The organism is Burkholderia aenigmatica (genome assembly GCF_902499175.1).
Taxonomy (GTDB): domain Bacteria; phylum Pseudomonadota; class Gammaproteobacteria; order Burkholderiales; family Burkholderiaceae; genus Burkholderia; species Burkholderia aenigmatica.
The window spans coordinates 1-17,008 of record NZ_CABVQC010000082.1; the positions used below are offsets into that span (position 1 = coordinate 1).

A 17,008-nucleotide genomic window follows, 5' to 3' on the forward strand; every position below is an offset into this window, starting at 1 on the left:
TGAGAGAAGGAGAGATATTTCCCAGGGGGACGAAAGATAAGTGGGAACAACCGGGATGATACGGGAAGAGTCCGGAAGGCCCCACTGAAAGAAACTTGCAGAGGATGAAAAGACAAACGGGCCGCGATTGGCCCGTTTTTTATTCGGTGAATAGGTCGCCCTGCCGCCGCGCCATCTCCTCCTGGCGCACCGTCTTCACGATCTTGTAAATCCACTGAAGGGAGACGCCGTACTTCCGGGCCAGCTCGCTGTGGTTGGCGCCGGTGAAGTCGTCGTAAATCTGGCGATCGCGCTGCGAGAGCTTGTAGGACAGGCCCATCGGGAAATAGATGTTCTGGCCGCCCCAGTGCGCGGCCATGCGGTCGGCAATCTCGCGCCCGACTTGATCGGCCTTGTCCTTGTCGAGGCCGGCGCTCTCTTTCAGCGCCAGGGCGCACTGTTCGGCCAGATCGACCAGCAGCTCCGGCCCCTTGCTCTTGAAATCGCCCTTCTGGCGATCGTCTTGGAATGCAGCTTCGGCCATGTCTATCTCCCTCTCTTCAAAACGTCGTTCAAGCTCTCCCAGGCAGAGTGCATTGGGTCAAAGGTCTGGCGCGTGAACGCCCTGTTCAGTACGGCATTGAGCTGGCCGCGTTCGAGGTCGGACAGCTGCAGGGCGCCGACCTGCGGCACCAGCGCTTTCACGGCCTGCGGCAGGAAGCGCATGGCCCACTTCTTCATGGTCTCGATCAGGCGCTCGGCCTGCTCGCCGCTGATCCACTGCAGAGCATCCACCCCGGCGATGCGCTTGACGTAGGTGGCCAACGCTTCCTCTGAGGGATTCTTGACGGCGCCCAGCTCATGCAGGAACAGCCAAAGGGCGCGGATTTTCTTGCTCTCCCCATCCTGGGCGAGCGGCCGGGAGGGCTTTGCCTGGGCCGGCTTGGCCTTGGAACGCACCTTGAAGCCACTGCGCTTCAGGTGTTCCAAAACCTTCTCCAGTTCTGGAATGGTCAGATCGGCCGACGACGCCTTCTTTCCAATCCGCTGCAGGATGGCGCGATAGGTGTCGTCGTCCATCGACAGGTCGCGCTTGGCCACGTGAATCAAGCGGATCAGGCGCTGGCGGTTAGGGGCTGGCATCGTTCTCTCCTGAAAAACCATCTCCCGAAGCCGCCCGCGAAGGCGAGCGGCTTGAGGCGAGGGTTTAGGCTGCGGCCGCGTCCTTGAGGGCCTTGGCCGGCGAGAACTTCGGCGCACGCTTGGCGGCGATCTGGATGGTCTCGCCGGTCTTCGGGTTGCGGCCGGTCTTGGCGGCGCGCTGGGCGCTGCCGAACTTGCCCAGGTCGGTGATCGCCAGCTCGTTGCCGGCCCGCACGGTGTCGAGCACCGTGGTTGTGAGGGCATTGAGCACGGCCTCGGCCTGCTTGTTGGTGACATCCGCGTGGGCGGCCAGGTGCTTGATCAGGTCTTGCTTGTTCATGGATTGCTCCTTGCTGGTTAAAAACTCGGTTATGCCCCAATCAAGCCTTCTCGAGCCTTTGCATTCACCCCCATCCACAAGCACGTCAACTGCTCGCGAGTCAGGTTCGGATACTGTTCCGCTACGTCATCGAGAGCGGGCACCATCGTCTCGTTGTCCATGTGGGCGCGAACCATCGCGCATGCAGCTTTTGCCAGCTCGGGCCAAAGGTCTTTGTAAATTGGTTGGATGCTCATCGTTCCTCCAGTTGTGTCATAACAGTTCATTCAAGCCGACGCCTACGGTGCGGCTTAACTCAGGTGTTAAACCGCAGCCACGTCGAGGCTGATCGGCTGGTATTGGTCGGTGTCGCCGACCCGCTCGTAGATGCGGATGTACGGCTTGCTGCCGGCCACCTGGACGCTGTCGGCGATCGCCTGCATGGCGCGCAGCCACTTCTCGTCGTTGATGTTGAGGCGCTTCAAGCCGAGCACGCGGGCGGTGTTGATCTTTCCTTCCTTGTTCACCTGGAAGGCGTCATTGATCAGCGCCTTGATCTCGTCGCTGCTGCCTTCGGTCCAAGTTTGGATGCACTCGTCGATCAGCTGCTTGGCCGCCTGCAGGCGCTCGTCGAACACCAGGTGTTCCTGAATCTGTCGGACGATCTTGAAGCGGCCGTCGAACGACAGCAGCGTCACGTTGCCCTTCACGCCGCCCAGCTTCACGCCGTACTGCTCGCCCGACATTTCGACGAAGGCGCCGATGTCGCCGAAAGCCTTGGCCTTGAAGTCGGCCAGGACGGCCGAGGCGGCCTTGGCCTTCCCGACCAGTTCGCGCACCAGGTCGTCGCGCGCCCTGTCGATCGGCTTGACCATGTTCTCGGGGATCAGCCGGCCTTCCCCGTCTCGCCAGTAACCGGCTGGAATTGCGTTGTCCATCTAAGGCTCCTTCTTTGAATACATGCTCTTTTCCCGGCCCAGCTTCTTCATCAATTCCCGAAGCAAGGCCACGTTCTTCTTCCGCTGCTCCTCACTGATCGGAGGAGGCGGCAGGGCCTTCGGCGGATCGCGGTTGCCCAGGTTGTCCAGGAACACCTTCGGCGGCGGCCAGCGGTCGCAAATGCGGTACAGCGTGCGGAACGCCCGGCGGACACGCTCGGCGTCCAGCTGCTCGTTCCAGTTCACGGACAGGCTCTCGATCGCGGCAAGCCAGACGTCCAGGGTGAGCGTCACGCTGTCGTCGGCGGGAGCGCCGGACAGCCGCAGGGCAATCAGCCCCTGCAGGCCGCGCGCAATCTCCCGTTCGAGCCACTTCTCAACCACGTGCGCGGTCCTCCAGGGCGGCGATCGCCGACAGGGTCTTGGACGGTGTCTTGGCCAGCGCCTGGCGCGGCTCGCCGGTGGCCACCACCTGGCCTGCCTGCGGACGCCAGTTGCTGATCACCTCGTAGAGCCAGCCGTGGCTCTTGAGCGGCAGGGTCAGCCGGCCCGCGTCGCGGGCGGCGAGCGCCTGTTCGATCGCCCACACCCATGCCTCCAGCGGTGCGTCATGGACTTGGCCGTTGCGGCTGATCCGCTGGGCCTGCAGGTCGGGCAGCAGGTCGCCGACCAGGCGCGCCACGCGATCCATCGTCAGCTCGCGCGACTCCGGGCGGAACAGCGCCAGGTAGCGCACCAGGGCGGAGCCGAGCTGGCCGGACAGCTTGAAGGCGGCCGCCAAGGCTTCGCGGGACGCGTCGTGGGCAATCAGGGCGTCGAGCGACAAGGTCGCGCCGCAGCTCGGGCAGCGGGTGCGCATCAGTGCAGCCCTCCCTGCGGCTGCTGCACCACCTTGACGTGCTTGGCCACGATGTCGTCCAGCTCACGCTTCACCGCGCCTTGGTCGCCGGCCATATGGCCGAGCACCATGCGCGACAGGCGCTCGCTGATGTCCTGCGTGACGCAGGACAGCGAGTGCAACTGGTCGGCCATCTTGAGGATCGTGGCATTGGCGCGGTGCAGTTCCTCGCGCAGCTCCGGGATCGTGCTGAAGGCTTCCGGGTTGGCCATCGTCGGGCATATGGTGATGGTCGGGCCGCTCATGCTTCCTCCCACGTCACGGTTACGCCTTGGAACTCGGTGAAGCCGCGCTTCTTGCCGGCCTCGGTACGCCACTGGCGGCCGCGCGAGCGATCCAGCAGCGGGCCAATGGACGCCTGGCGGTCGCGGTCGATCAGCACCTCGGGCTTGCCACCGCGCACCGGGAACAGCGTCTGGGCGACCACGCGGTAGCCCATGTCGCGCAAGGTGCGGACGGCCGCGTTCATGGCGCCCAGGCGATCCACCAGGCCGGCGTTGAGCACGCGGCAGGCGCTCTCCTGGGCGACCACGGTGGGCGGCTGGACGATCTTCAGCAGAGCGCCCATGTCACACCCCCTTCACCACGTCGGCGGTCACGGTCGGCACGCCGATCTCGGCGGCCAGGTTCATGCACGCGGTCAGCAGGTTGCCCACGGCCAGCGGGTACAGCAGCGAGACCGTCTCCGGGCGATCGCGCCGGGTGCTGGTGATGGTCAGCTTGGCGCGCAAGGCATCGATGCCGCTGGGGTCGATCACCTCGCCGATCGGCTTGCCCAGGCGGTCGAACTTGAACTTCAGGTACTCGTCGAGGCGGCCGCCGTCGAGCGGTGCCAGTTCCACCATCTCGCAGCGCTGCACCACCTCGCGCACGTCCTGGTTGCGCTCAGACAGCTTGGCCTTCAGCTCGGGCTGGCCGATCAGGATGATCGACAGCAGCTTCTTGAAACCCAGCTCCAGCTCGAAGAAGCGCTTCAGGTGCTTGATGGTCGGAATCGGCAGCGAGTGCGCCTCGTCGATCACCAGGCAGTGGCGGTAGCCGGCGGCGTGGGACTCGCGCAGCACCTGGTGCAGCTGGCGGAAGCGCGCCTCGGGGCTGCTCTTCGGGCGCTCCAGGGGCGCGACGGTGGCCATGATCGCCTCGGCGATGTGGGTCGCCTTCAGCGTCTTGCCCTTCTGGTCGTTGTCCTCCATCCCCAGCACATAGGGCTTGATCAGCAGAATCGGCTGGTTCTCGCGGACAATGCGGTCTTCCAGGTCGCGCATCAGCGTGGTCTTGCCGGCGCCGCTCTCGGCCACCACTGCGAGCAGGCCGCCGTGCTTGGAGGTCTGGAACATGGCCTCGCGGATATAGCGGATGTCCGGGCTGACGTACATGTCCTCGTGGGACTGGATGTCATCCTGGAACGGATCGCGAAAAAGCCCGAAATGCTTGCGGGTGGCTGGAAACAGGGTTTGTTTACGCAGTAACATGGATTCCTCCTGGTTGGACTCGGTAGCGGGTTTCGACTTGGGGACCGAGCGGGCCGCCGTATCCGCCAAGACAGCGCGCGGCTCGCTCACCTTTGCTTCAAGAACATTGGCCAGATCGGCCGGATCGGCGCCGATCTCGGCGAGGAAGGCGTTGATGCGCTCGCGCACGTCAGCCTGATCCACCTCCTCGAAGACGCTGGCCAGCTCGGCCTGCGCGACGCCCTTGGCCTCCAGGAAGTCGCAAATGCGTTCCTGCAGGTCCAGTTCATCCAGGCTCTTCGGCCATTCGCCGTGATTGACGATTTGCGCCACGGTCGCCTGCGAAACGTTCAGCGCCTTGGCCAGGTCAGCCTGCTTGCAGCCGGCCTTCAACAGCACGTTCTTCAGCTTCAACATCACTCACCTCCTGCCGCACGCAGCAGCTGCAGCGGTTTCTGATGGCCCGCGCGGGGGCCGGAAAGCTCGGCGACGATCGTGTCGAGCTGGTCTTGTGGGACGCCGGCCGGGTAGCGCTGCTGCAGCCAGCGGAAGCGGTCGGCAGTCCATTCGCCGCCGGCAGACTCGACCCTCGGCTTGATCTGCTTGGCGGCATCCACGTGGGAAAGCGGCGGCAGTTCCACCTTCGGCGCCACCAGGTCGTGGGCGGTGCCACGGCGCGGCAGGTAGGTCGGCAGCGTGGCGTCGTCGATGTGCTTGTACGGGTCGAGTTGGCCACCAAACGGCAGGGACTTGGCCTTGCGGGCGGCCTCGGCGGCCGCCTGGCTGTCGGTGCCGGTGACCAGCTGCTCGATGTCCTTGAGGGCGGTCTGCGCCGGTGTGTCGGCGTGGCGCTTGAAGCTTTCGCCAAACACGGCCGCCTTCTCGGAAAAGCCTAGTTCGTCCTTGAACACCTCATGGACGACATGGAACACGTCGCGGCCGTCTTCGCCCACCAGCACCACCTGGGCCGCGTCGTCGCGCCAGGGGTTGCGGGTGACCATCACCTTCTCGCCGACCATCACGCCCGGCACCGTCGAGACGTCGTACTCGCGGCCCTGGAAGGACACGCGCAGCTTCGGAGTGACCTTGCGGCTTTCCGGCTCGGCCACCGCCAGCTCGCGGCAGACCTCGACCGAGGGCGCCTTGATCAGTTGGTCGGCGCGAATCGTCATCCAAACCAGGCTGCGCGATTGGCCGTGACGGCGGTGGATTTCGGTGGCGTTGAAGTTCTCGCGCCATGCCTTGGCCAGTGTGTTCAATTCGTCCAGGCTCGCCACCGGCCGCAGCTTCAGGCCCGGCTCGAACTTGGTTTCCACCAGGTTGTTGGCGTTCTCGACCTGACCCTTGGCGCGCGCATTGCCCACCGCGTTGATCACCAGGGAGATGCCCAGCGCCCGGCACAGGTTGCGGAACAGCGCGCCGGTCATGGCCGCACCTGGGTCGGTCACGATCATCACCGGGCAGCCGTGCATCATGTCGGCGCCGCCGCGTTCCTGCATGGCGTTGATGAACACCGAGCACAGGTTCTCGCCGCTCTCGGCGCCGAGCACGTACTCGACGTACAGCCAGCCGCTGGCGTGGTCGGTGACCACGTAGCGCCACACCCGGTTGGCCGATACGCGCTCCAGGTTGCCCGGCTTGTTCTTGTAGTAGACCTGCCCTTCCATGCCCTGCAGGCCCTTGGCGCCGTTGCCCAGGTAGTACAAGGTGCACAGCGAGGCGTCGATCTGCCAGACGTGGTTCGGGTGCCTGCTGGCCAGCTCGGTCACCGGCGCCGGGGCCAGCAGCTGGTCGGGGTGCAGGCCGTACATACGCAGCGCGCGGTGGATGGTGCTTTCTGACAGCGGCCGCAGCTCGCCGGTCTCCGTGTCCAGGAACTCGGCGCGGATCGCATTGTTGGCGCGCAGCATCGTCACGGCGTCCTTGATGGAGTACAGCCGCTTGTCGTTCTTCCGGGTGGTTTCCATCAGCGCGGCCGAGATCAGCTTGGCCTCGTCGAGGGTCAAGGCACTTTGCCCGGCATCGGAGCGGCGTTTGCGTGGGGCCATGACGGCTACCTCCTTGATCTTGCGTGCCAGGGTTGCACGGGACATCCCCAGCTCCTTGCACGCGGCGTCGTAAATAGCGCCCTTGCCGCCGTGCCCGGCCTGCCGGGCGGCCAAGGCGATGGCCACCAGTCGTTCGGTCAGGACGGCGCTCATGGCTTAGGCGCCCAAAGTTTCCGCGTCGGCGCGCACCATGCGGCCCTCGGCGTCACGCTTCCAGCCCGCCGCCGCCATGTCGGCCGCCACGCGGGTGGCCGCTGCCTCGGACGCGCCGGGGCGCATCCATTCCGGGGTGTCGTCGCCATCGGGTGCGGTTTTCACATCGAACTCGCTGCGCAGCTGGCGCAGGGTCAGCTCCAGTTGGCAGATCAGCCCGGCGGTGAAGTCGCCGTGGTCGATGCCGTGTGCCTCGGTATGGTCGGCAAGCGCCTGCAGGCCGGCGCGCATGGCGCGGATGCCGACCTCGGCCTGGGCGGCCAGCGTCGTGACTTCCTTGCGGATTTCCTCGCCGACGTCGGCAGGCGGCAGCGCCTTCACGCGCTTCTTGATCTTCGCCACTTCCTCGGTGAGCTGGTCGATCTTGCTGTTCTTGTCTTCCAGCACGCGGGAGCGGGCTTCCAGGTTGGCCTCGGCTTCCTCGGCGCGCTGGGTCAGCGATTCCTTTTCCTTGGCGTGCTTGGCGATCAGGTCTTCGGCCAGCTCCAGGAAGGAATCCTTGTCGCCGGTCTTGGCCACCTCGATCAGTGCGGTCTTCTGGTCCTCCGGCAAGCGGCGGAACTGGCGCAGCTCGCGGTAACCGGCTCCGATGCGGGACAGGTTTTCCATTGCCTCCTCGCCGAAGACACGCAAATTCAGCAGGTCTTCATCGACCTTATTCGCCGAGGTGCCAAGTGCGCGGCAGAAACCATCCCAAGTCCCGACGTCGGGGATTTTGTTGCCTTCGCGGTCAACTGCCGATTTGCCGGAAAACGCCCGATACAGCTTGCTTTCCTTAATCTCCTTTAACTTCGTCAAACCCACGACCGTCGTGAGTTTTGCAATCGCGTCGGCCATTTGAATCTGGCCCCACAGCTGGTTTGCCAAGTCGCGTTCGTCGTCATAGCTGGTCTGGACAGCAGCCATCAGATTTGCCGGCGCAGCCGCATCGGGACGGAGCGCGATCTCGGGGGTAGGTTCGTGCGTGGTAACAAGGGGCTTGCGTGCCATGTCGTGTCCTTATCGTTGAATGGTGAGTCGTGAAGTCAGCTCGTCGAGGCGGCTCTTGGCGGCCTCCAGGCTGCGCAGGATGCTCATGGCCTGCTGCGCAACCCGCACCGAGGGGCGAATGCGTCCGGTCTCGGGGATGCGCTCGGCGAAGCCCTTCTCCTCCAGCGTCGCCACGTAGCGGGTGATGGAGCTGGGCTCCAGGCCGGTGGCCTTGGCCAGCTCGGTGGGCGTCAAGCCGTGGGCGAAGTTGCCGAGCAGCACGTTCAGCACATCCAGAACCTTGCCAGCGGATTGGCTGGTGCCCTTCGGTTCAGCGGCGGCCATGTTCGGCACCTCCTTGCAGGGCGGCGAGCTTCTTCTTCAGCACGCGCTCGACCAGGTCGGCGAAGGGCTTGGCGTCGTCGCCGTCGATTTCGATTTCCCCGTAGTGGGTCTCGATGCGGAAACCCCAGCGCATGTCCGGCACCTTCTTGGCCAGGTCGTAGCTGAGGAGGTCGCGTTTGTCGGGCATGGTCATTCCTCCTGAAAATCAAGTTCGGGCTGGGCGTGCTTCTCGACGTTGCCGCGATGCCAGGCGAGCGTCTGCATGGCTTCCTGGATCGCGGCCAGAACATCGGCAACGTCCGGCCGGGGTGTCTTCTCGTAGAAGTCGAGAATCTGTGTGGCGGCCGCATTCATCACCGAATGCAGGCTCAGGATGTCCTCGGCGGTCACGCCGCGCCCGGTGGGGATGTCGATCAACAGCCGGCCGGAGCTGGCGGCCAGCCAGCGGGTGACGTAGTCGATGCCGCAGGCCGTCTCGTAGGGCCGGATCATGTTGGCGGGGATGCGGCCGGTCTGAATCCACTTGTAGACGGTCCAGTGATCCGTCAGCCCCATCCGCTCGGCGATGCGCTCGACGGATAGGTTGTGCCGTTCCTTGGCGAAGTCCTTGCACAGCTCCAGCGCGTGGCGCAGGGAGGTCGGCTGGATGCGCTTCCAATTGCGGCGGCTCATTGGAAGCCCCCCGAAACGGCGCCTTCCAAACAAATGCCGGATTTGCAGCTATCGGAAGCGATTTGCAGCAGATACGATGAAAGGCGGATAATTCGCACAAAGGCAAACCCATGAACGACACGCAACGCATTGCGCAACTCGAAGGGCAAATCAACGCGCTGGCTCATGCTTGGCTCACTCTGGTTGCTGCCCTGGAAACCCAGGAAGGCTTTGATGCGGCTGGCCTGCAGGCGTCGCTGCGCAAGCGGCGCTGGCCGCAGAACCCAGAGCTGAATGAACAGGCTCGGCCGGCGCTGGACTGGCTGTGCAACCAGCTGGACGAGGCGCGCGCGGTTCGCCAATCAGCAGGGCGTTAATGGGGAAGCCGAAACGGTCAAATTGCATGGCGAACCTCACGCAGCAGCCCGATGGCGGATCGGCATCAGGGCCTTGGCTGGGTCGGTGCAGATTTCGCCGGCCTTGAGCCCGAGCTTGACGGCGATTTCGTGGGCCTGGCCGCGCACGCACTTCTTGCGGCCGCCCAGGACTTCAAAGACGAGGTTCGGGGAGAACTTGTTGGCGATCGCCCATTGGGTGATGGAAACACCTTTGGCTTGAAGCTCGGCGCGGGCTTCGGCAGCAGTACGTAGTTTCATGGCTGGCTCCTTACTAGGGGCGGCTGGCACTTGGCAGAGTGCCGTTTAAGTTGTCGTTCGTTGTGAAACGGTGTGATCGAATTATTGTGGAACTGTTCCACAGTGTCAAGCGGAGAATGTGGAATTGATACACGTGCGCTTAAAGGAGGAGCTGGATCGACTTGGCCTGAAGCCAGCAGCGGCTGCAAAGGCCGTTGGCGAACCAGACTCTCAGGGCCTGAGGGACGTTCTCGGTGGGAGGAAGCGCCTGTCGGCCGACCTATTGGCGGCCCTCGGAACGACCGGCGTTGACGTCGCGTATGTGCTCACGGGCCATCGTGCCGACATGTCGCTGACGGCCGATGAGCGCTTGCTCGTCGAGCGGTATCGAGAAAGCCCAAAGCCCCTGCGGGACGCCGCATTGCGCGTGCTGCTTGGGGCCGAGCAGCCTACGGGTGGTGCTGCGACGCAAACCTTCCATGCCCCCGTCAGCGGCGGCGTGGCCGGCCGAGACATCGTGAACAAGGGGAGGAAATGAAGGTAGTGAAGCAAGAGTTCCAGGCGGCAGTCGAAGGCGACGTCGCCGGCAGAGACATCACCAACGAAGCACCCCGTACCAGCATCCAGATCGGCGCCATCAACGGCGGCCAGAACATCATCGGGCAAACCGGGGACATACACCTGCAGGTGCAGGCCCGGCCACGCATCAAGGTCGTGATCCAGCCCGGCCCGGAGCACATCACCGATGCCCAGAAGGTTCGCCTGCGCGACCTGGTCAATGAGGTGGTTGAGCTGGAGACGGCCATCAAGCGCACCCCGAAGCGGCACGCCACCGTGTGGTCGGCCCTGACCGGCAAGCTGAAGGTCACCAGCTATCACCTGATCCCTGCCAGCGCCTTCGCCCAGGCCGAGGCGTACCTGCAGACATGGTGCGCCCGACTGCGGTCTGCCAAGAGCGCCCCCAAGAAAGACCCCGACTGGCGAAACAGCTGCTACCGCTACATCCATGCCGCCATGAAGGAGATCGGACAGCAAGACGAACTGCCCCGGCTGCTGGCTGATCGTTATAGCGGACGGTCGCTGAAAGACCTTTCCGAGCTGGAGCTGGAAGCGGTTTACCGGACGGTCGCGGAGAGGAAAAAAGCAGCGCGCCGGAACGGCGCCATCTAAGTCAGCCCCGCAGGGTGTAGGGGCTCGCCCCTACTGCTACTGCGTTGGAGAAACAGGAAAGGGTGTTAATGGCTGGACAGGAATTTCACGGCGAGGTCGGCCAAGTCGCTGGCCGCGACATCATCAACGAGGCATCGCAGATGCTGTGGGACTGCGAGACGCCAGACCTGAAGCGGGAATTCAGGCGGTGCAAGGCCAAGCTCTGGCAGATGCGCCGGGACGTCTTCCTCAACATCCCGTTCTTCTGGTTCGTCGCTGGGGTTATCGGGTCGGTGTGGCTGCTGCTGTCCGGCACCTGGTTCAAGATCGCCGGGCAGCTCTGGATGTTCGCCTGGCTGATCGGCGCGATGATGATCCCGTCGCTGTGGCTGGCCGCCATTCGCCAGCGCAAGGGCAAGATGATCGCCTACTACCGCGAGCGCATTGAGATCATCGACACCATCCTGCAGGACAGGGATTGATTAGGTTTTCGAGAACAACAACCAGGGAGGAGCTTATGAAGGCTCAACGAACAAAGACGTTTCTGGCAGCCAGCGTGACGGCGGGGCTCCTGCTCAGTTCTGCGGGCGCCTTCGCAGACACGGAGTCGGTCTTCATTGGAATGACGCCGACTGAGTTCTCCGAGGGCTTCAATCGGGCAGCCCAGATACTGCGGCTCAAGCCCAGAATGCCGATCTGGCCGGCCAAGTCGGGCAAGTTCAGCGCCAATGTCGCGCCAGGGATCGCCGTGGCCGGTGTCGGCGTCGATAACGGCAACATGATGCGCTCCATCGCCGTGTCATGCCGCGCGGACGCTCTCTGCAATGAGGTGATCGCGGCGGCGGCTCTCTCGGCCGACCCAGAACTCAGCATGGAAGAGCTGCGCCTCTTTATCCAGCGGCGGCTCAACGGCGAATTAGCCGATGGCGTCTACTTCGCGGATGCCGGGCTGGCTTACACGATCGAGGCCAACAAGGCGAAGAAGCAACTTGACTTCAGCATCAAAGCCGCGCCAGACGACGATTCGGAGTGAGCCTGGACAATGTTCGCCCAAGACCATGAAACGGATGCACTCCTTCGTGAAGCCACGCAATGGTCGGATGCCAAGGATTGGGATCGGGCAATTGCCTGCCTGCGGCAAGCCAATGCCCGGATGAAGGTATCGCCTGTCTCGTACCCGGTCCAGACGTGGTTGCGGCTTCCCCTTTACCTGCAAAAGGCCGAGCGCTTCGACGAGGCCATGATCGAATTCACAAAGCTCGCCGACGAGACAGGCGGCCGGATCGCGCGTGCATTCCCGCACCAGAGCAAGGCCAAGCAGCAGGTTTTCGCCAAGCAGGAGCTGGCCGTCATCCAGGACAAGATTCACTTGGCGAAGGAGCGCGAGGCCAAGCTACAGGCGAAAAACAAGAAGCCTGCTCTCTCTAAACCAGATTAAAAGACCCCATTCGCATGCCGCCCGAAGATGGCGGCATGCGCTTCTCGATCCGTCAGTACCTTCCTCGCTGGGTCCGCCGCCTTCTTAGGCTGGATGGCCCTGCATGCCTCGGCTGCCGTCACGCCTTCGTGACGATGGTCGGAGCGGGGTGTGTGCTTTCTCGCGGGTTCGGTCGGCGCTGTCCCGACTTTCAACCCGTAGGAGGAAGCATGTCCCTGAAACGCATCCCGCGCATGGCCGGGTGGCTCTTGACCGCCCTGCTGCTGATCATTGCCATCGCGCTGATTTCCCCCCAGCAGCTCCCCGTCGCGCTCTACAAGCTGTCCTTGATCAGCCTGGCGGCCGTCGTCGCCTACTGGCTCGACCGCTCGCTGTTTCCCTATGCCCGGCCCGACAGCTACCTGAAGTACGACTGGCGCTGCACTGGCACCAGCTGCGAGCTGGACGCCGATCACCAGGTCGCCCAGGGCTATCACCAGGTGTTCGCGGCCGCCATGCTGCGCCGGGCGATCATCGTCGGCGCCGTGGTGGTCGGCGTGGCGCTGGGGCTCTGACCATGCGCCGCCCCGCTCATTTTCGTCTGCGGCTGACGCCGGCCGGGGTGTTCTGGATCGGCTACCTGCTGGCCCTGGTGGTCGGTGGCCTGCTGTGCGTCCGCAACGCAGCCGCCGCCGACATCCCTCCGGGCGCCCAGAAGCACCGCGCCGACCTGATCCGCAACGCCCGCGCCGTGTGGGGCCTCGACGCCCCGGTGGCCACGTTCGCCGGCCAGGTGCATGCGGAAAGCCGCTGGCGCCCGGACGCGATCAGCCCGGTCGGCGCGCAGGGCATCGCGCAGTTCATGCCGGCCACCGCCGACTGGATCGCCGACGCCTACCCGGCGCTGGCCGCCAGACAGCCCTTCAATCCGGGCTGGGGCCTGCGCGCCCTGGTGACCTACGACCGCCACCTGTGGGAGCGCATCAAGGCCGCCTCGGCGTGTGATCGCATGGCCATGACCCTGTCCGCCTACAACGGCGGCCTGGGCTGGGTGTGGCGCGACCAGAAGCTGGCCGCCGCGCAAGGGGCCGACAGCGCCCGCTGGTTCGATCAGGTCGAGCGTTACAACGCCGGGCGCCACGCGGCGGCCTTCCGGGAAAACCGGGGCTATCCGCGCCTGATCCTGCGCACCTTCGAGCCGCGCTATGTGGCCGCCGGCTGGGGCCAAGGGAGCTGCGCATGATCCGCTACCTGCTCTCGCTGCTGGACTTCGTCCCGCGCTTCTCCTTCCCGCTCGGCTACGTCCCGGCGCCGCTGATCCGCCAGGGCCGCGTCTCCGGCGTCCGTTCCGCCAAGCGCCTGGCGAACAAGCGCCGCAACCAACGGAGGGCTCGCCATGCTTGACACCTCCATTGCGCGCCCGTGGCTTGCCCTCGCTTTCCTGGTCTGGACGCTGCTCGCGGCGATCGCTGGCTGGCAGACCGGACGCGAGCAAGAGCAAGACCGCTGCACGGCACAGGTCGCCACGCTCAAGGCCGACCAGGCCACCCAAGAGCGCCAGGCCGCACAGGCCGCGCTGGATCGCCTCCAGCAAGCCCAAGCGCGCGGCGACGCCCTACAGGCACGCCTGGCCGCCGAAGAGACCAACCGCCAAACCCAAGCTCAGGAGCATGCACGTGAAATCAAGCGCCTTACTACTGGCCGCCCTTGCCTCAACGCTGGCACTGTGCGGCTGCTCAACGAACCCGCCATCGGCCTCCGCACTCCAGTCCTGCCCGCGCCCGCCAGCGGGGCTGCTGCAGCGGATGCCCCCGCTGCCAGCGATACCGACGTCGCTGGCTGGATCGACGGTACCCGACACCAGTACGACGCCTGCCGCAGCCGACTCGACGCGCTGATCGACTGGCATGAGGAGGCCACCGATGGACATCGCTGACCAAGCCAGCGACCGCGAGATGGCCGACCGGGAATTCGCCCTCGCCGCGCGGCGCGCTGCCCGCCCGGCTGGGCGCTCGGCCTCGCACTGCCTCGACTGCGGCGAGCCGATCCCGGAAGGGCGCCAGCAAGCCGTACCCGGTGTCACGCTCTGCGTGGAATGCCAGACCGTTCAAGAACATCAAGGGAGAACCCACGCATGACCGTACAAGTTGAGTTCTGGCAGCTGATCACGCTGCTGATCTCGTTCCTCGGCTTCCTCTTCGCCGCTGGGAAGCTGCTGCTGTCGCAGATCGACCGCCGGCTGAACGACCGATTCGAGGCGATGGAAAACGCCCGCGAACAGGCCAGCCGGCACTGGGACGAGAAGTTCGGCACGGTGATCGATCAGAACCGCCGGGAGGTCGAAGGCTGGGCGGCCTTGGAGCGGGAATTCCTGCGCTTCCAGGCCGATCTGCCGCTGCAGTACGTCCGCCGCGAAGACTACGTCCGGGGCCAAAGCGTGATCGAGGCCAAGCTGGACGCCCTCTACAACAAGCTCGAAGTCGTTCAAATGAAGGGAGCCAACAATGGTTGACCAAGCCAAGGTCCGGCGCGAATCCATGCGCTGGAACATCCTGCTCACGCTCAACAACGCCCGCCCGATCGGTGCCTATGAGGAGCTGGTGCTTTCCACGATCCAGGCGATCTACCCGGACGCCACCGCGCTGGAGCTGCGGCGCGAGCTGGACTACCTGGCCGACCGCTCCCTGGTCGAGCTGAAGAAGGAGCCCAGCGGCCGCTGGTTCGCGGATGTCACCCGCTACGGCGTCGACATCGCCGAATACACCGTCGATTGCCAGCCTGGCATTGCCCGGCCGGTCAAGTATTGGGCCTGACCATGCCGCCGCGCAGCAAGGTGGCCGGCATGCCGGCCGAGATCAAGGAATGGCTGGACCGGGCGCTCGCCGAGAACAACTTCAGCGACTACGAGCTGCTGGCCGAGGAGTTGAAGGCGCGCGGTTACGCCATCAGCAAGAGCGCGCTGCACCGCTACGGCCAGGCGTTCGAGACCCGCTTGTCGGCGCTCAAGATGGCCAGCGAGCAGGCCCGCGCCGTGGTCGCGGCCGCGCCGGACGAGGAAGGCGCCGTCAACGAGGCCCTGATGCGCCTGGTGCAGGAGCACCTGTTCAAGCTGCTGATGGCCGAGGAAGGCGAGTTCGACCTGCCCAAGGTCGCCCGCGCCGTGGCCGAGCTGGGCCGAGCGACTGTCACGCAGAAGAAGTGGCAGGCCGAAGTCCGCGCCCGCGCTGAAGCTGCGGCTGCCGCCGTGGAGAAGATCGCCAAGAAGGGCGGCCTGTCGGCGGAATCCGTCGATCAGCTGCGCCGTGAAATCCTCGGGATCGCCGCATGACCACCATTCCCGCCCGTCTGCCCAACACCGCCACGGCCGAAGCACCGGCCGTGCTGATGGGCTATCAGCAACGATGGGTCGCCGACAAGTCGCCGCTCAAGGTGATCGAGAAGAGCCGCCGGACGGGCCTGACCTGGGGCGAGGCCGCCGACGACGTGCTGACCGCCGCCTCCAACCGGTCGGCCGGCGGGCAGAATGTCTACTACATCGCGTACAACCAGGACATGACCATCGAGTACATCCAGGCGTGCGCGATGTGGGCTCGGGCCTTCAACCATGCCGCCTCGGAGATCGAGGAGGGCTTCTGGGAAGACGACGACGCCGACAAGAACATCAAGACCTTCACGATCCGCTTCCCGGCCTCGGGCTTTCGTATCGTTGCTCTCACCAGCCGGCCCTCCAACCTGCGCGGCCGCCAGGGCACCATCGTGATCGACGAGGCCGCCTTCCACGACCAGCTCGACGAGCTGCTTAAGGCAGCGCTGGCCATGCTGATCTGGGGCGGCCGGGTGCGCGTCATCTCCACCCACAACGGCGTGGAGAACCCGTTCAACGAGCTGGTTGAAGACATCCGGGCCGGCAAGCGCAAGGGCACCGTGCATCGGGTGACCTTCCAGGAAGCAGTGGCCGATGGCCTGTACCGCCGCGTCTGCCTGCGCCTGGGCAAGGAATGGACGGCGGCCGAAGAGGCGGCCTGGATGGCCGACGTCTACGCCTTCTATGGCGACGGCGCCGAGGAGGAGCTGGACTGCGTGCCGGCCAACTCGGGCGGCGCCTGGCTGTCCCGCGCCCTGATCGAGTCGCGCATGTCGGCCGACACGCCGGTGCTGCGCTGGGAATGCAAGGCCGGCTTCGAGCTGCTGCCCGACCACATCCGCGCCGCCGAGTGCCGCGACTGGCTGGAGGCCCACCTGGCGCCGCTGCTGGCCGCCCTGCCGGCGGAGGCCATCTCCTTCAACGGCGAGGACTTCGGCCGCAGCGGCGACCTGACCGTGCATGTGCCGCTGATCCAGACGCAGAACCTGGTGCGCCGGGTGCCCTTCCTGGTCGAGCTGCGCAACGTGCCCTTCCGCCAGCAGGAGCAGATCGCCTTCTACCTGATGGACCGCCTGCCGCGCTTCACCGGCGGCGCGTTCGATGCGCGGGGCAACGGCCAGTTCTTGGCCGAGGTGGCCATGCAGCGCTACGGCGCCAGCCGCATCCAGCAGGTGATGCTGTCCGAGGGCTGGTACCGGGAGCACATGCCGCCGGTCAAGGCCGCCCTCGAGGACGGCAACCTGGACGGCCTGCCGCGCGACGGGGACGTGCTGGCCGACCTGCGGGCGGTGCAGGTCATCAAGGGCGTGCCGCGCATCCCCGAGACCCGCACGACCGGCGAGGACAAGGGCAAGCGCCACGGTGACGCTGCCGTGGCGGTGGCGCTGGCCTACTTCGCCAGCCGCGAGATCAACAAAGGCCCGGTGACGGTGAAATCCCGCCGCCGTCGCACCGGCGCCAGAATCACCCAGGGGTATCAATGAGAGCC

31 protein-coding genes are annotated in these 17,008 nt (G+C 65.2%); 15 read left to right on the top strand and 16 right to left on the bottom strand.

Annotated features, from left to right (window positions below):
- Positions 1-139 precede the first annotated feature (139 nt).
- From BDO18943_RS37020 to BDO18943_RS37090, 15 genes are all read right to left on the bottom strand, one after another.
- Positions 140-523, bottom strand: coding sequence for a Mor transcription activator family protein (locus BDO18943_RS37020; protein WP_175026086.1), 384 nt, complete (start codon positions 521-523; stop codon positions 140-142).
- 2 nt (positions 524-525) lie between these two features.
- The gene (locus BDO18943_RS37025; protein WP_175026087.1) at positions 526-1,122 is read right to left on the bottom strand and encodes a gp16 family protein; all 597 of its coding nucleotides are present in this window, start codon (positions 1,120-1,122) and stop codon (positions 526-528) included.
- Between the two features lie 64 nt (positions 1,123-1,186).
- Positions 1,187-1,462, bottom strand: coding sequence for an HU family DNA-binding protein (locus BDO18943_RS37030; protein ID WP_175026088.1), 276 nt, complete (start codon positions 1,460-1,462; stop codon positions 1,187-1,189).
- Positions 1,463-1,491: 29 nt separating this feature from the next.
- Positions 1,492-1,698 carry a hypothetical protein gene (locus BDO18943_RS37035; protein ID WP_175026089.1) on the bottom strand — a complete coding sequence of 69 codons (207 nt, stop codon included), beginning with the start codon at positions 1,696-1,698 and terminating at the stop codon, positions 1,492-1,494.
- A 66-nt stretch (positions 1,699-1,764) separates the two neighbouring features.
- Positions 1,765-2,379 (bottom strand): DUF3164 family protein, encoded by a 615-nt coding sequence (locus tag BDO18943_RS37040; RefSeq protein ID WP_027809929.1) that lies wholly within the window; start codon positions 2,377-2,379, stop codon positions 1,765-1,767.
- Entirely contained in the window at positions 2,380-2,763 is a 384-nt protein-coding gene (locus BDO18943_RS37045) for a hypothetical protein (RefSeq protein ID WP_027809930.1), read from the bottom strand.
- Entirely contained in the window at positions 2,756-3,205 is a 450-nt protein-coding gene (locus BDO18943_RS37050) for a hypothetical protein (protein ID WP_235996287.1), read from the bottom strand. The genes BDO18943_RS37045 and BDO18943_RS37050 overlap by 8 nt, the downstream gene beginning before the upstream one ends.
- A 32-nt stretch (positions 3,206-3,237) precedes the next feature.
- Positions 3,238-3,522, bottom strand: a complete 285-nt coding sequence (locus tag BDO18943_RS37055) for a hypothetical protein (RefSeq protein WP_175026091.1) — start codon at positions 3,520-3,522, stop codon at positions 3,238-3,240.
- Entirely contained in the window at positions 3,519-3,845 is a 327-nt protein-coding gene (locus BDO18943_RS37060; RefSeq protein WP_175026092.1) for a hypothetical protein, read from the bottom strand. The genes BDO18943_RS37055 and BDO18943_RS37060 overlap by 4 nt, the downstream gene beginning before the upstream one ends.
- Position 3,846: 1 nt before the next feature.
- Positions 3,847-5,148, bottom strand: a complete 1,302-nt coding sequence (locus BDO18943_RS37065) for an AAA family ATPase (protein ID WP_210771962.1) — start codon at positions 5,146-5,148, stop codon at positions 3,847-3,849.
- Positions 5,145-6,929: a DDE-type integrase/transposase/recombinase gene (locus BDO18943_RS37070; RefSeq protein ID WP_175026094.1), complete on the bottom strand. Its 1,785-nt coding sequence runs from the start codon at positions 6,927-6,929 to the stop codon at positions 5,145-5,147. The genes BDO18943_RS37065 and BDO18943_RS37070 overlap by 4 nt, the downstream gene beginning before the upstream one ends.
- Before the next feature lie 3 nt (positions 6,930-6,932).
- Positions 6,933-7,979: a hypothetical protein gene (locus BDO18943_RS37075; protein WP_175026095.1), complete on the bottom strand. Its 1,047-nt coding sequence runs from the start codon at positions 7,977-7,979 to the stop codon at positions 6,933-6,935.
- Between the two features lie 9 nt (positions 7,980-7,988).
- On the bottom strand, positions 7,989-8,303 hold the full coding sequence (locus BDO18943_RS37080) for a helix-turn-helix domain-containing protein (RefSeq protein ID WP_175026096.1): 315 nt from the start codon (positions 8,301-8,303) through the stop codon (positions 7,989-7,991).
- Positions 8,290-8,490 carry a hypothetical protein gene (locus BDO18943_RS37085; RefSeq protein ID WP_175026097.1) on the bottom strand — a complete coding sequence of 67 codons (201 nt, stop codon included), beginning with the start codon at positions 8,488-8,490 and terminating at the stop codon, positions 8,290-8,292. The genes BDO18943_RS37080 and BDO18943_RS37085 overlap by 14 nt, the downstream gene beginning before the upstream one ends.
- A 2-nt stretch (positions 8,491-8,492) precedes the next feature.
- The gene (locus BDO18943_RS37090) at positions 8,493-8,975 is read right to left on the bottom strand and encodes a hypothetical protein (protein WP_175026098.1); all 483 of its coding nucleotides are present in this window, start codon (positions 8,973-8,975) and stop codon (positions 8,493-8,495) included.
- Positions 8,976-9,085: 110 nt separating this feature from the next.
- Here BDO18943_RS37090 and BDO18943_RS37095 point away from each other — a divergent pair, with 110 nt between their 5' ends.
- Positions 9,086-9,331: a hypothetical protein gene (locus BDO18943_RS37095; RefSeq protein WP_175026099.1), complete on the top strand. Its 246-nt coding sequence runs from the start codon at positions 9,086-9,088 to the stop codon at positions 9,329-9,331.
- Between the two features lie 36 nt (positions 9,332-9,367).
- Here BDO18943_RS37095 and BDO18943_RS37100 read toward each other — a convergent pair whose 3' ends face one another.
- On the bottom strand, positions 9,368-9,610 hold the full coding sequence (locus BDO18943_RS37100; RefSeq protein WP_175026100.1) for a DNA-binding protein: 243 nt from the start codon (positions 9,608-9,610) through the stop codon (positions 9,368-9,370).
- 124 nt (positions 9,611-9,734) lie between these two features.
- On the opposite strand from BDO18943_RS37100, the gene BDO18943_RS37105 reads away from it, so the two are divergent.
- The 14 genes from BDO18943_RS37105 to BDO18943_RS37170 all read left to right on the top strand — a co-directional run bounded on the left by BDO18943_RS37105 (position 9,735) and on the right by BDO18943_RS37170 (position 17,003).
- Positions 9,735-10,127: a hypothetical protein gene (locus tag BDO18943_RS37105; protein ID WP_210771963.1), complete on the top strand. Its 393-nt coding sequence runs from the start codon at positions 9,735-9,737 to the stop codon at positions 10,125-10,127.
- Positions 10,124-10,759, top strand: a complete 636-nt coding sequence (locus tag BDO18943_RS37110) for a hypothetical protein (RefSeq protein WP_175026102.1) — start codon at positions 10,124-10,126, stop codon at positions 10,757-10,759. Before BDO18943_RS37105 ends, BDO18943_RS37110 begins: the two co-directional genes overlap by 4 nt.
- 68 nt (positions 10,760-10,827) lie before the next feature.
- The gene (locus BDO18943_RS37115) at positions 10,828-11,220 is read left to right on the top strand and encodes a hypothetical protein (RefSeq protein ID WP_175026103.1); all 393 of its coding nucleotides are present in this window, start codon (positions 10,828-10,830) and stop codon (positions 11,218-11,220) included.
- A 35-nt stretch (positions 11,221-11,255) separates the two neighbouring features.
- Positions 11,256-11,771 (top strand): hypothetical protein, encoded by a 516-nt coding sequence (locus BDO18943_RS37120; RefSeq protein WP_175026104.1) that lies wholly within the window; start codon positions 11,256-11,258, stop codon positions 11,769-11,771.
- 9 nt (positions 11,772-11,780) lie between these two features.
- Positions 11,781-12,176, top strand: a complete 396-nt coding sequence (locus BDO18943_RS37125; protein WP_175026105.1) for a hypothetical protein — start codon at positions 11,781-11,783, stop codon at positions 12,174-12,176.
- Positions 12,177-12,385: 209 nt separating this feature from the next.
- A complete protein-coding gene (locus BDO18943_RS37130) occupies positions 12,386-12,730 on the top strand; it encodes a putative holin (RefSeq protein WP_119564410.1) in 345 nt (114 codons plus the stop codon).
- Between the two features lie 2 nt (positions 12,731-12,732).
- A complete protein-coding gene (locus BDO18943_RS37135; RefSeq protein WP_175026106.1) occupies positions 12,733-13,398 on the top strand; it encodes a transglycosylase SLT domain-containing protein in 666 nt (221 codons plus the stop codon).
- Positions 13,395-13,559: a hypothetical protein gene (locus BDO18943_RS37140; RefSeq protein WP_175026107.1), complete on the top strand. Its 165-nt coding sequence runs from the start codon at positions 13,395-13,397 to the stop codon at positions 13,557-13,559. Before BDO18943_RS37135 ends, BDO18943_RS37140 begins: the two co-directional genes overlap by 4 nt.
- Positions 13,552-14,091: a hypothetical protein gene (locus BDO18943_RS37145; protein ID WP_175026108.1), complete on the top strand. Its 540-nt coding sequence runs from the start codon at positions 13,552-13,554 to the stop codon at positions 14,089-14,091. The genes BDO18943_RS37140 and BDO18943_RS37145 overlap by 8 nt, the downstream gene beginning before the upstream one ends.
- On the top strand, positions 14,078-14,293 hold the full coding sequence (locus tag BDO18943_RS37150; protein WP_175026109.1) for a TraR/DksA C4-type zinc finger protein: 216 nt from the start codon (positions 14,078-14,080) through the stop codon (positions 14,291-14,293). The genes BDO18943_RS37145 and BDO18943_RS37150 overlap by 14 nt, the downstream gene beginning before the upstream one ends.
- Positions 14,290-14,667 (top strand): hypothetical protein, encoded by a 378-nt coding sequence (locus BDO18943_RS37155; protein ID WP_175026110.1) that lies wholly within the window; start codon positions 14,290-14,292, stop codon positions 14,665-14,667. Before BDO18943_RS37150 ends, BDO18943_RS37155 begins: the two co-directional genes overlap by 4 nt.
- Complete coding sequence (locus tag BDO18943_RS37160) at positions 14,660-14,968, top strand: hypothetical protein (RefSeq protein ID WP_175026111.1); 309 nt, start codon at positions 14,660-14,662, stop codon at positions 14,966-14,968. Before BDO18943_RS37155 ends, BDO18943_RS37160 begins: the two co-directional genes overlap by 8 nt.
- Positions 14,959-15,483, top strand: coding sequence for a DUF3486 family protein (locus BDO18943_RS37165; protein WP_229278265.1), 525 nt, complete (start codon positions 14,959-14,961; stop codon positions 15,481-15,483). The genes BDO18943_RS37160 and BDO18943_RS37165 overlap by 10 nt, the downstream gene beginning before the upstream one ends.
- Positions 15,480-17,003, top strand: a complete 1,524-nt coding sequence (locus BDO18943_RS37170) for a hypothetical protein (RefSeq protein WP_175026112.1) — start codon at positions 15,480-15,482, stop codon at positions 17,001-17,003. The genes BDO18943_RS37165 and BDO18943_RS37170 overlap by 4 nt, the downstream gene beginning before the upstream one ends.
- Positions 17,004-17,008 lie beyond the last annotated feature (5 nt).

What these genes read in the sequence shown, in the direction of transcription:
- BDO18943_RS37020 (WP_175026086.1), bottom strand. Translation starts at nt 523, where the DNA reads ATGGCCGAAGCTGCATTCCAAGACGATCGCCAGAAGGGCGATTTCAAG.
- BDO18943_RS37025 (WP_175026087.1), bottom strand. Translation starts at nt 1,122, where the DNA reads ATGCCAGCCCCTAACCGCCAGCGCCTGATCCGCTTGATTCACGTGGCC.
- BDO18943_RS37030 (WP_175026088.1), bottom strand. Translation starts at nt 1,462, where the DNA reads ATGAACAAGCAAGACCTGATCAAGCACCTGGCCGCCCACGCGGATGTC.
- BDO18943_RS37035 (WP_175026089.1), bottom strand. Translation starts at nt 1,698, where the DNA reads ATGAGCATCCAACCAATTTACAAAGACCTTTGGCCCGAGCTGGCAAAA.
- BDO18943_RS37040 (WP_027809929.1), bottom strand. Translation starts at nt 2,379, where the DNA reads ATGGACAACGCAATTCCAGCCGGTTACTGGCGAGACGGGGAAGGCCGG.
- BDO18943_RS37055 (WP_175026091.1), bottom strand. Translation starts at nt 3,522, where the DNA reads ATGAGCGGCCCGACCATCACCATATGCCCGACGATGGCCAACCCGGAA.
- BDO18943_RS37060 (WP_175026092.1), bottom strand. Translation starts at nt 3,845, where the DNA reads ATGGGCGCTCTGCTGAAGATCGTCCAGCCGCCCACCGTGGTCGCCCAG.
- BDO18943_RS37070 (WP_175026094.1), bottom strand. Translation starts at nt 6,929, where the DNA reads ATGAGCGCCGTCCTGACCGAACGACTGGTGGCCATCGCCTTGGCCGCC.
- BDO18943_RS37075 (WP_175026095.1), bottom strand. Translation starts at nt 7,979, where the DNA reads ATGGCACGCAAGCCCCTTGTTACCACGCACGAACCTACCCCCGAGATC.
- BDO18943_RS37080 (WP_175026096.1), bottom strand. Translation starts at nt 8,303, where the DNA reads ATGGCCGCCGCTGAACCGAAGGGCACCAGCCAATCCGCTGGCAAGGTT.
- BDO18943_RS37085 (WP_175026097.1), bottom strand. Translation starts at nt 8,490, where the DNA reads ATGCCCGACAAACGCGACCTCCTCAGCTACGACCTGGCCAAGAAGGTG.
- BDO18943_RS37090 (WP_175026098.1), bottom strand. Translation starts at nt 8,975, where the DNA reads ATGAGCCGCCGCAATTGGAAGCGCATCCAGCCGACCTCCCTGCGCCAC.
- BDO18943_RS37095 (WP_175026099.1), top strand. Translation starts at nt 9,086, where the DNA reads ATGAACGACACGCAACGCATTGCGCAACTCGAAGGGCAAATCAACGCG.
- BDO18943_RS37100 (WP_175026100.1), bottom strand. Translation starts at nt 9,610, where the DNA reads ATGAAACTACGTACTGCTGCCGAAGCCCGCGCCGAGCTTCAAGCCAAA.
- BDO18943_RS37110 (WP_175026102.1), top strand. Translation starts at nt 10,124, where the DNA reads ATGAAGGTAGTGAAGCAAGAGTTCCAGGCGGCAGTCGAAGGCGACGTC.
- BDO18943_RS37115 (WP_175026103.1), top strand. Translation starts at nt 10,828, where the DNA reads ATGGCTGGACAGGAATTTCACGGCGAGGTCGGCCAAGTCGCTGGCCGC.
- BDO18943_RS37120 (WP_175026104.1), top strand. Translation starts at nt 11,256, where the DNA reads ATGAAGGCTCAACGAACAAAGACGTTTCTGGCAGCCAGCGTGACGGCG.
- BDO18943_RS37125 (WP_175026105.1), top strand. Translation starts at nt 11,781, where the DNA reads ATGTTCGCCCAAGACCATGAAACGGATGCACTCCTTCGTGAAGCCACG.
- BDO18943_RS37130 (WP_119564410.1), top strand. Translation starts at nt 12,386, where the DNA reads ATGTCCCTGAAACGCATCCCGCGCATGGCCGGGTGGCTCTTGACCGCC.
- BDO18943_RS37135 (WP_175026106.1), top strand. Translation starts at nt 12,733, where the DNA reads ATGCGCCGCCCCGCTCATTTTCGTCTGCGGCTGACGCCGGCCGGGGTG.
- BDO18943_RS37140 (WP_175026107.1), top strand. Translation starts at nt 13,395, where the DNA reads ATGATCCGCTACCTGCTCTCGCTGCTGGACTTCGTCCCGCGCTTCTCC.
- BDO18943_RS37145 (WP_175026108.1), top strand. Translation starts at nt 13,552, where the DNA reads ATGCTTGACACCTCCATTGCGCGCCCGTGGCTTGCCCTCGCTTTCCTG.
- BDO18943_RS37150 (WP_175026109.1), top strand. Translation starts at nt 14,078, where the DNA reads ATGGACATCGCTGACCAAGCCAGCGACCGCGAGATGGCCGACCGGGAA.
- BDO18943_RS37155 (WP_175026110.1), top strand. Translation starts at nt 14,290, where the DNA reads ATGACCGTACAAGTTGAGTTCTGGCAGCTGATCACGCTGCTGATCTCG.
- BDO18943_RS37160 (WP_175026111.1), top strand. Translation starts at nt 14,660, where the DNA reads ATGGTTGACCAAGCCAAGGTCCGGCGCGAATCCATGCGCTGGAACATC.
- BDO18943_RS37170 (WP_175026112.1), top strand. Translation starts at nt 15,480, where the DNA reads ATGACCACCATTCCCGCCCGTCTGCCCAACACCGCCACGGCCGAAGCA.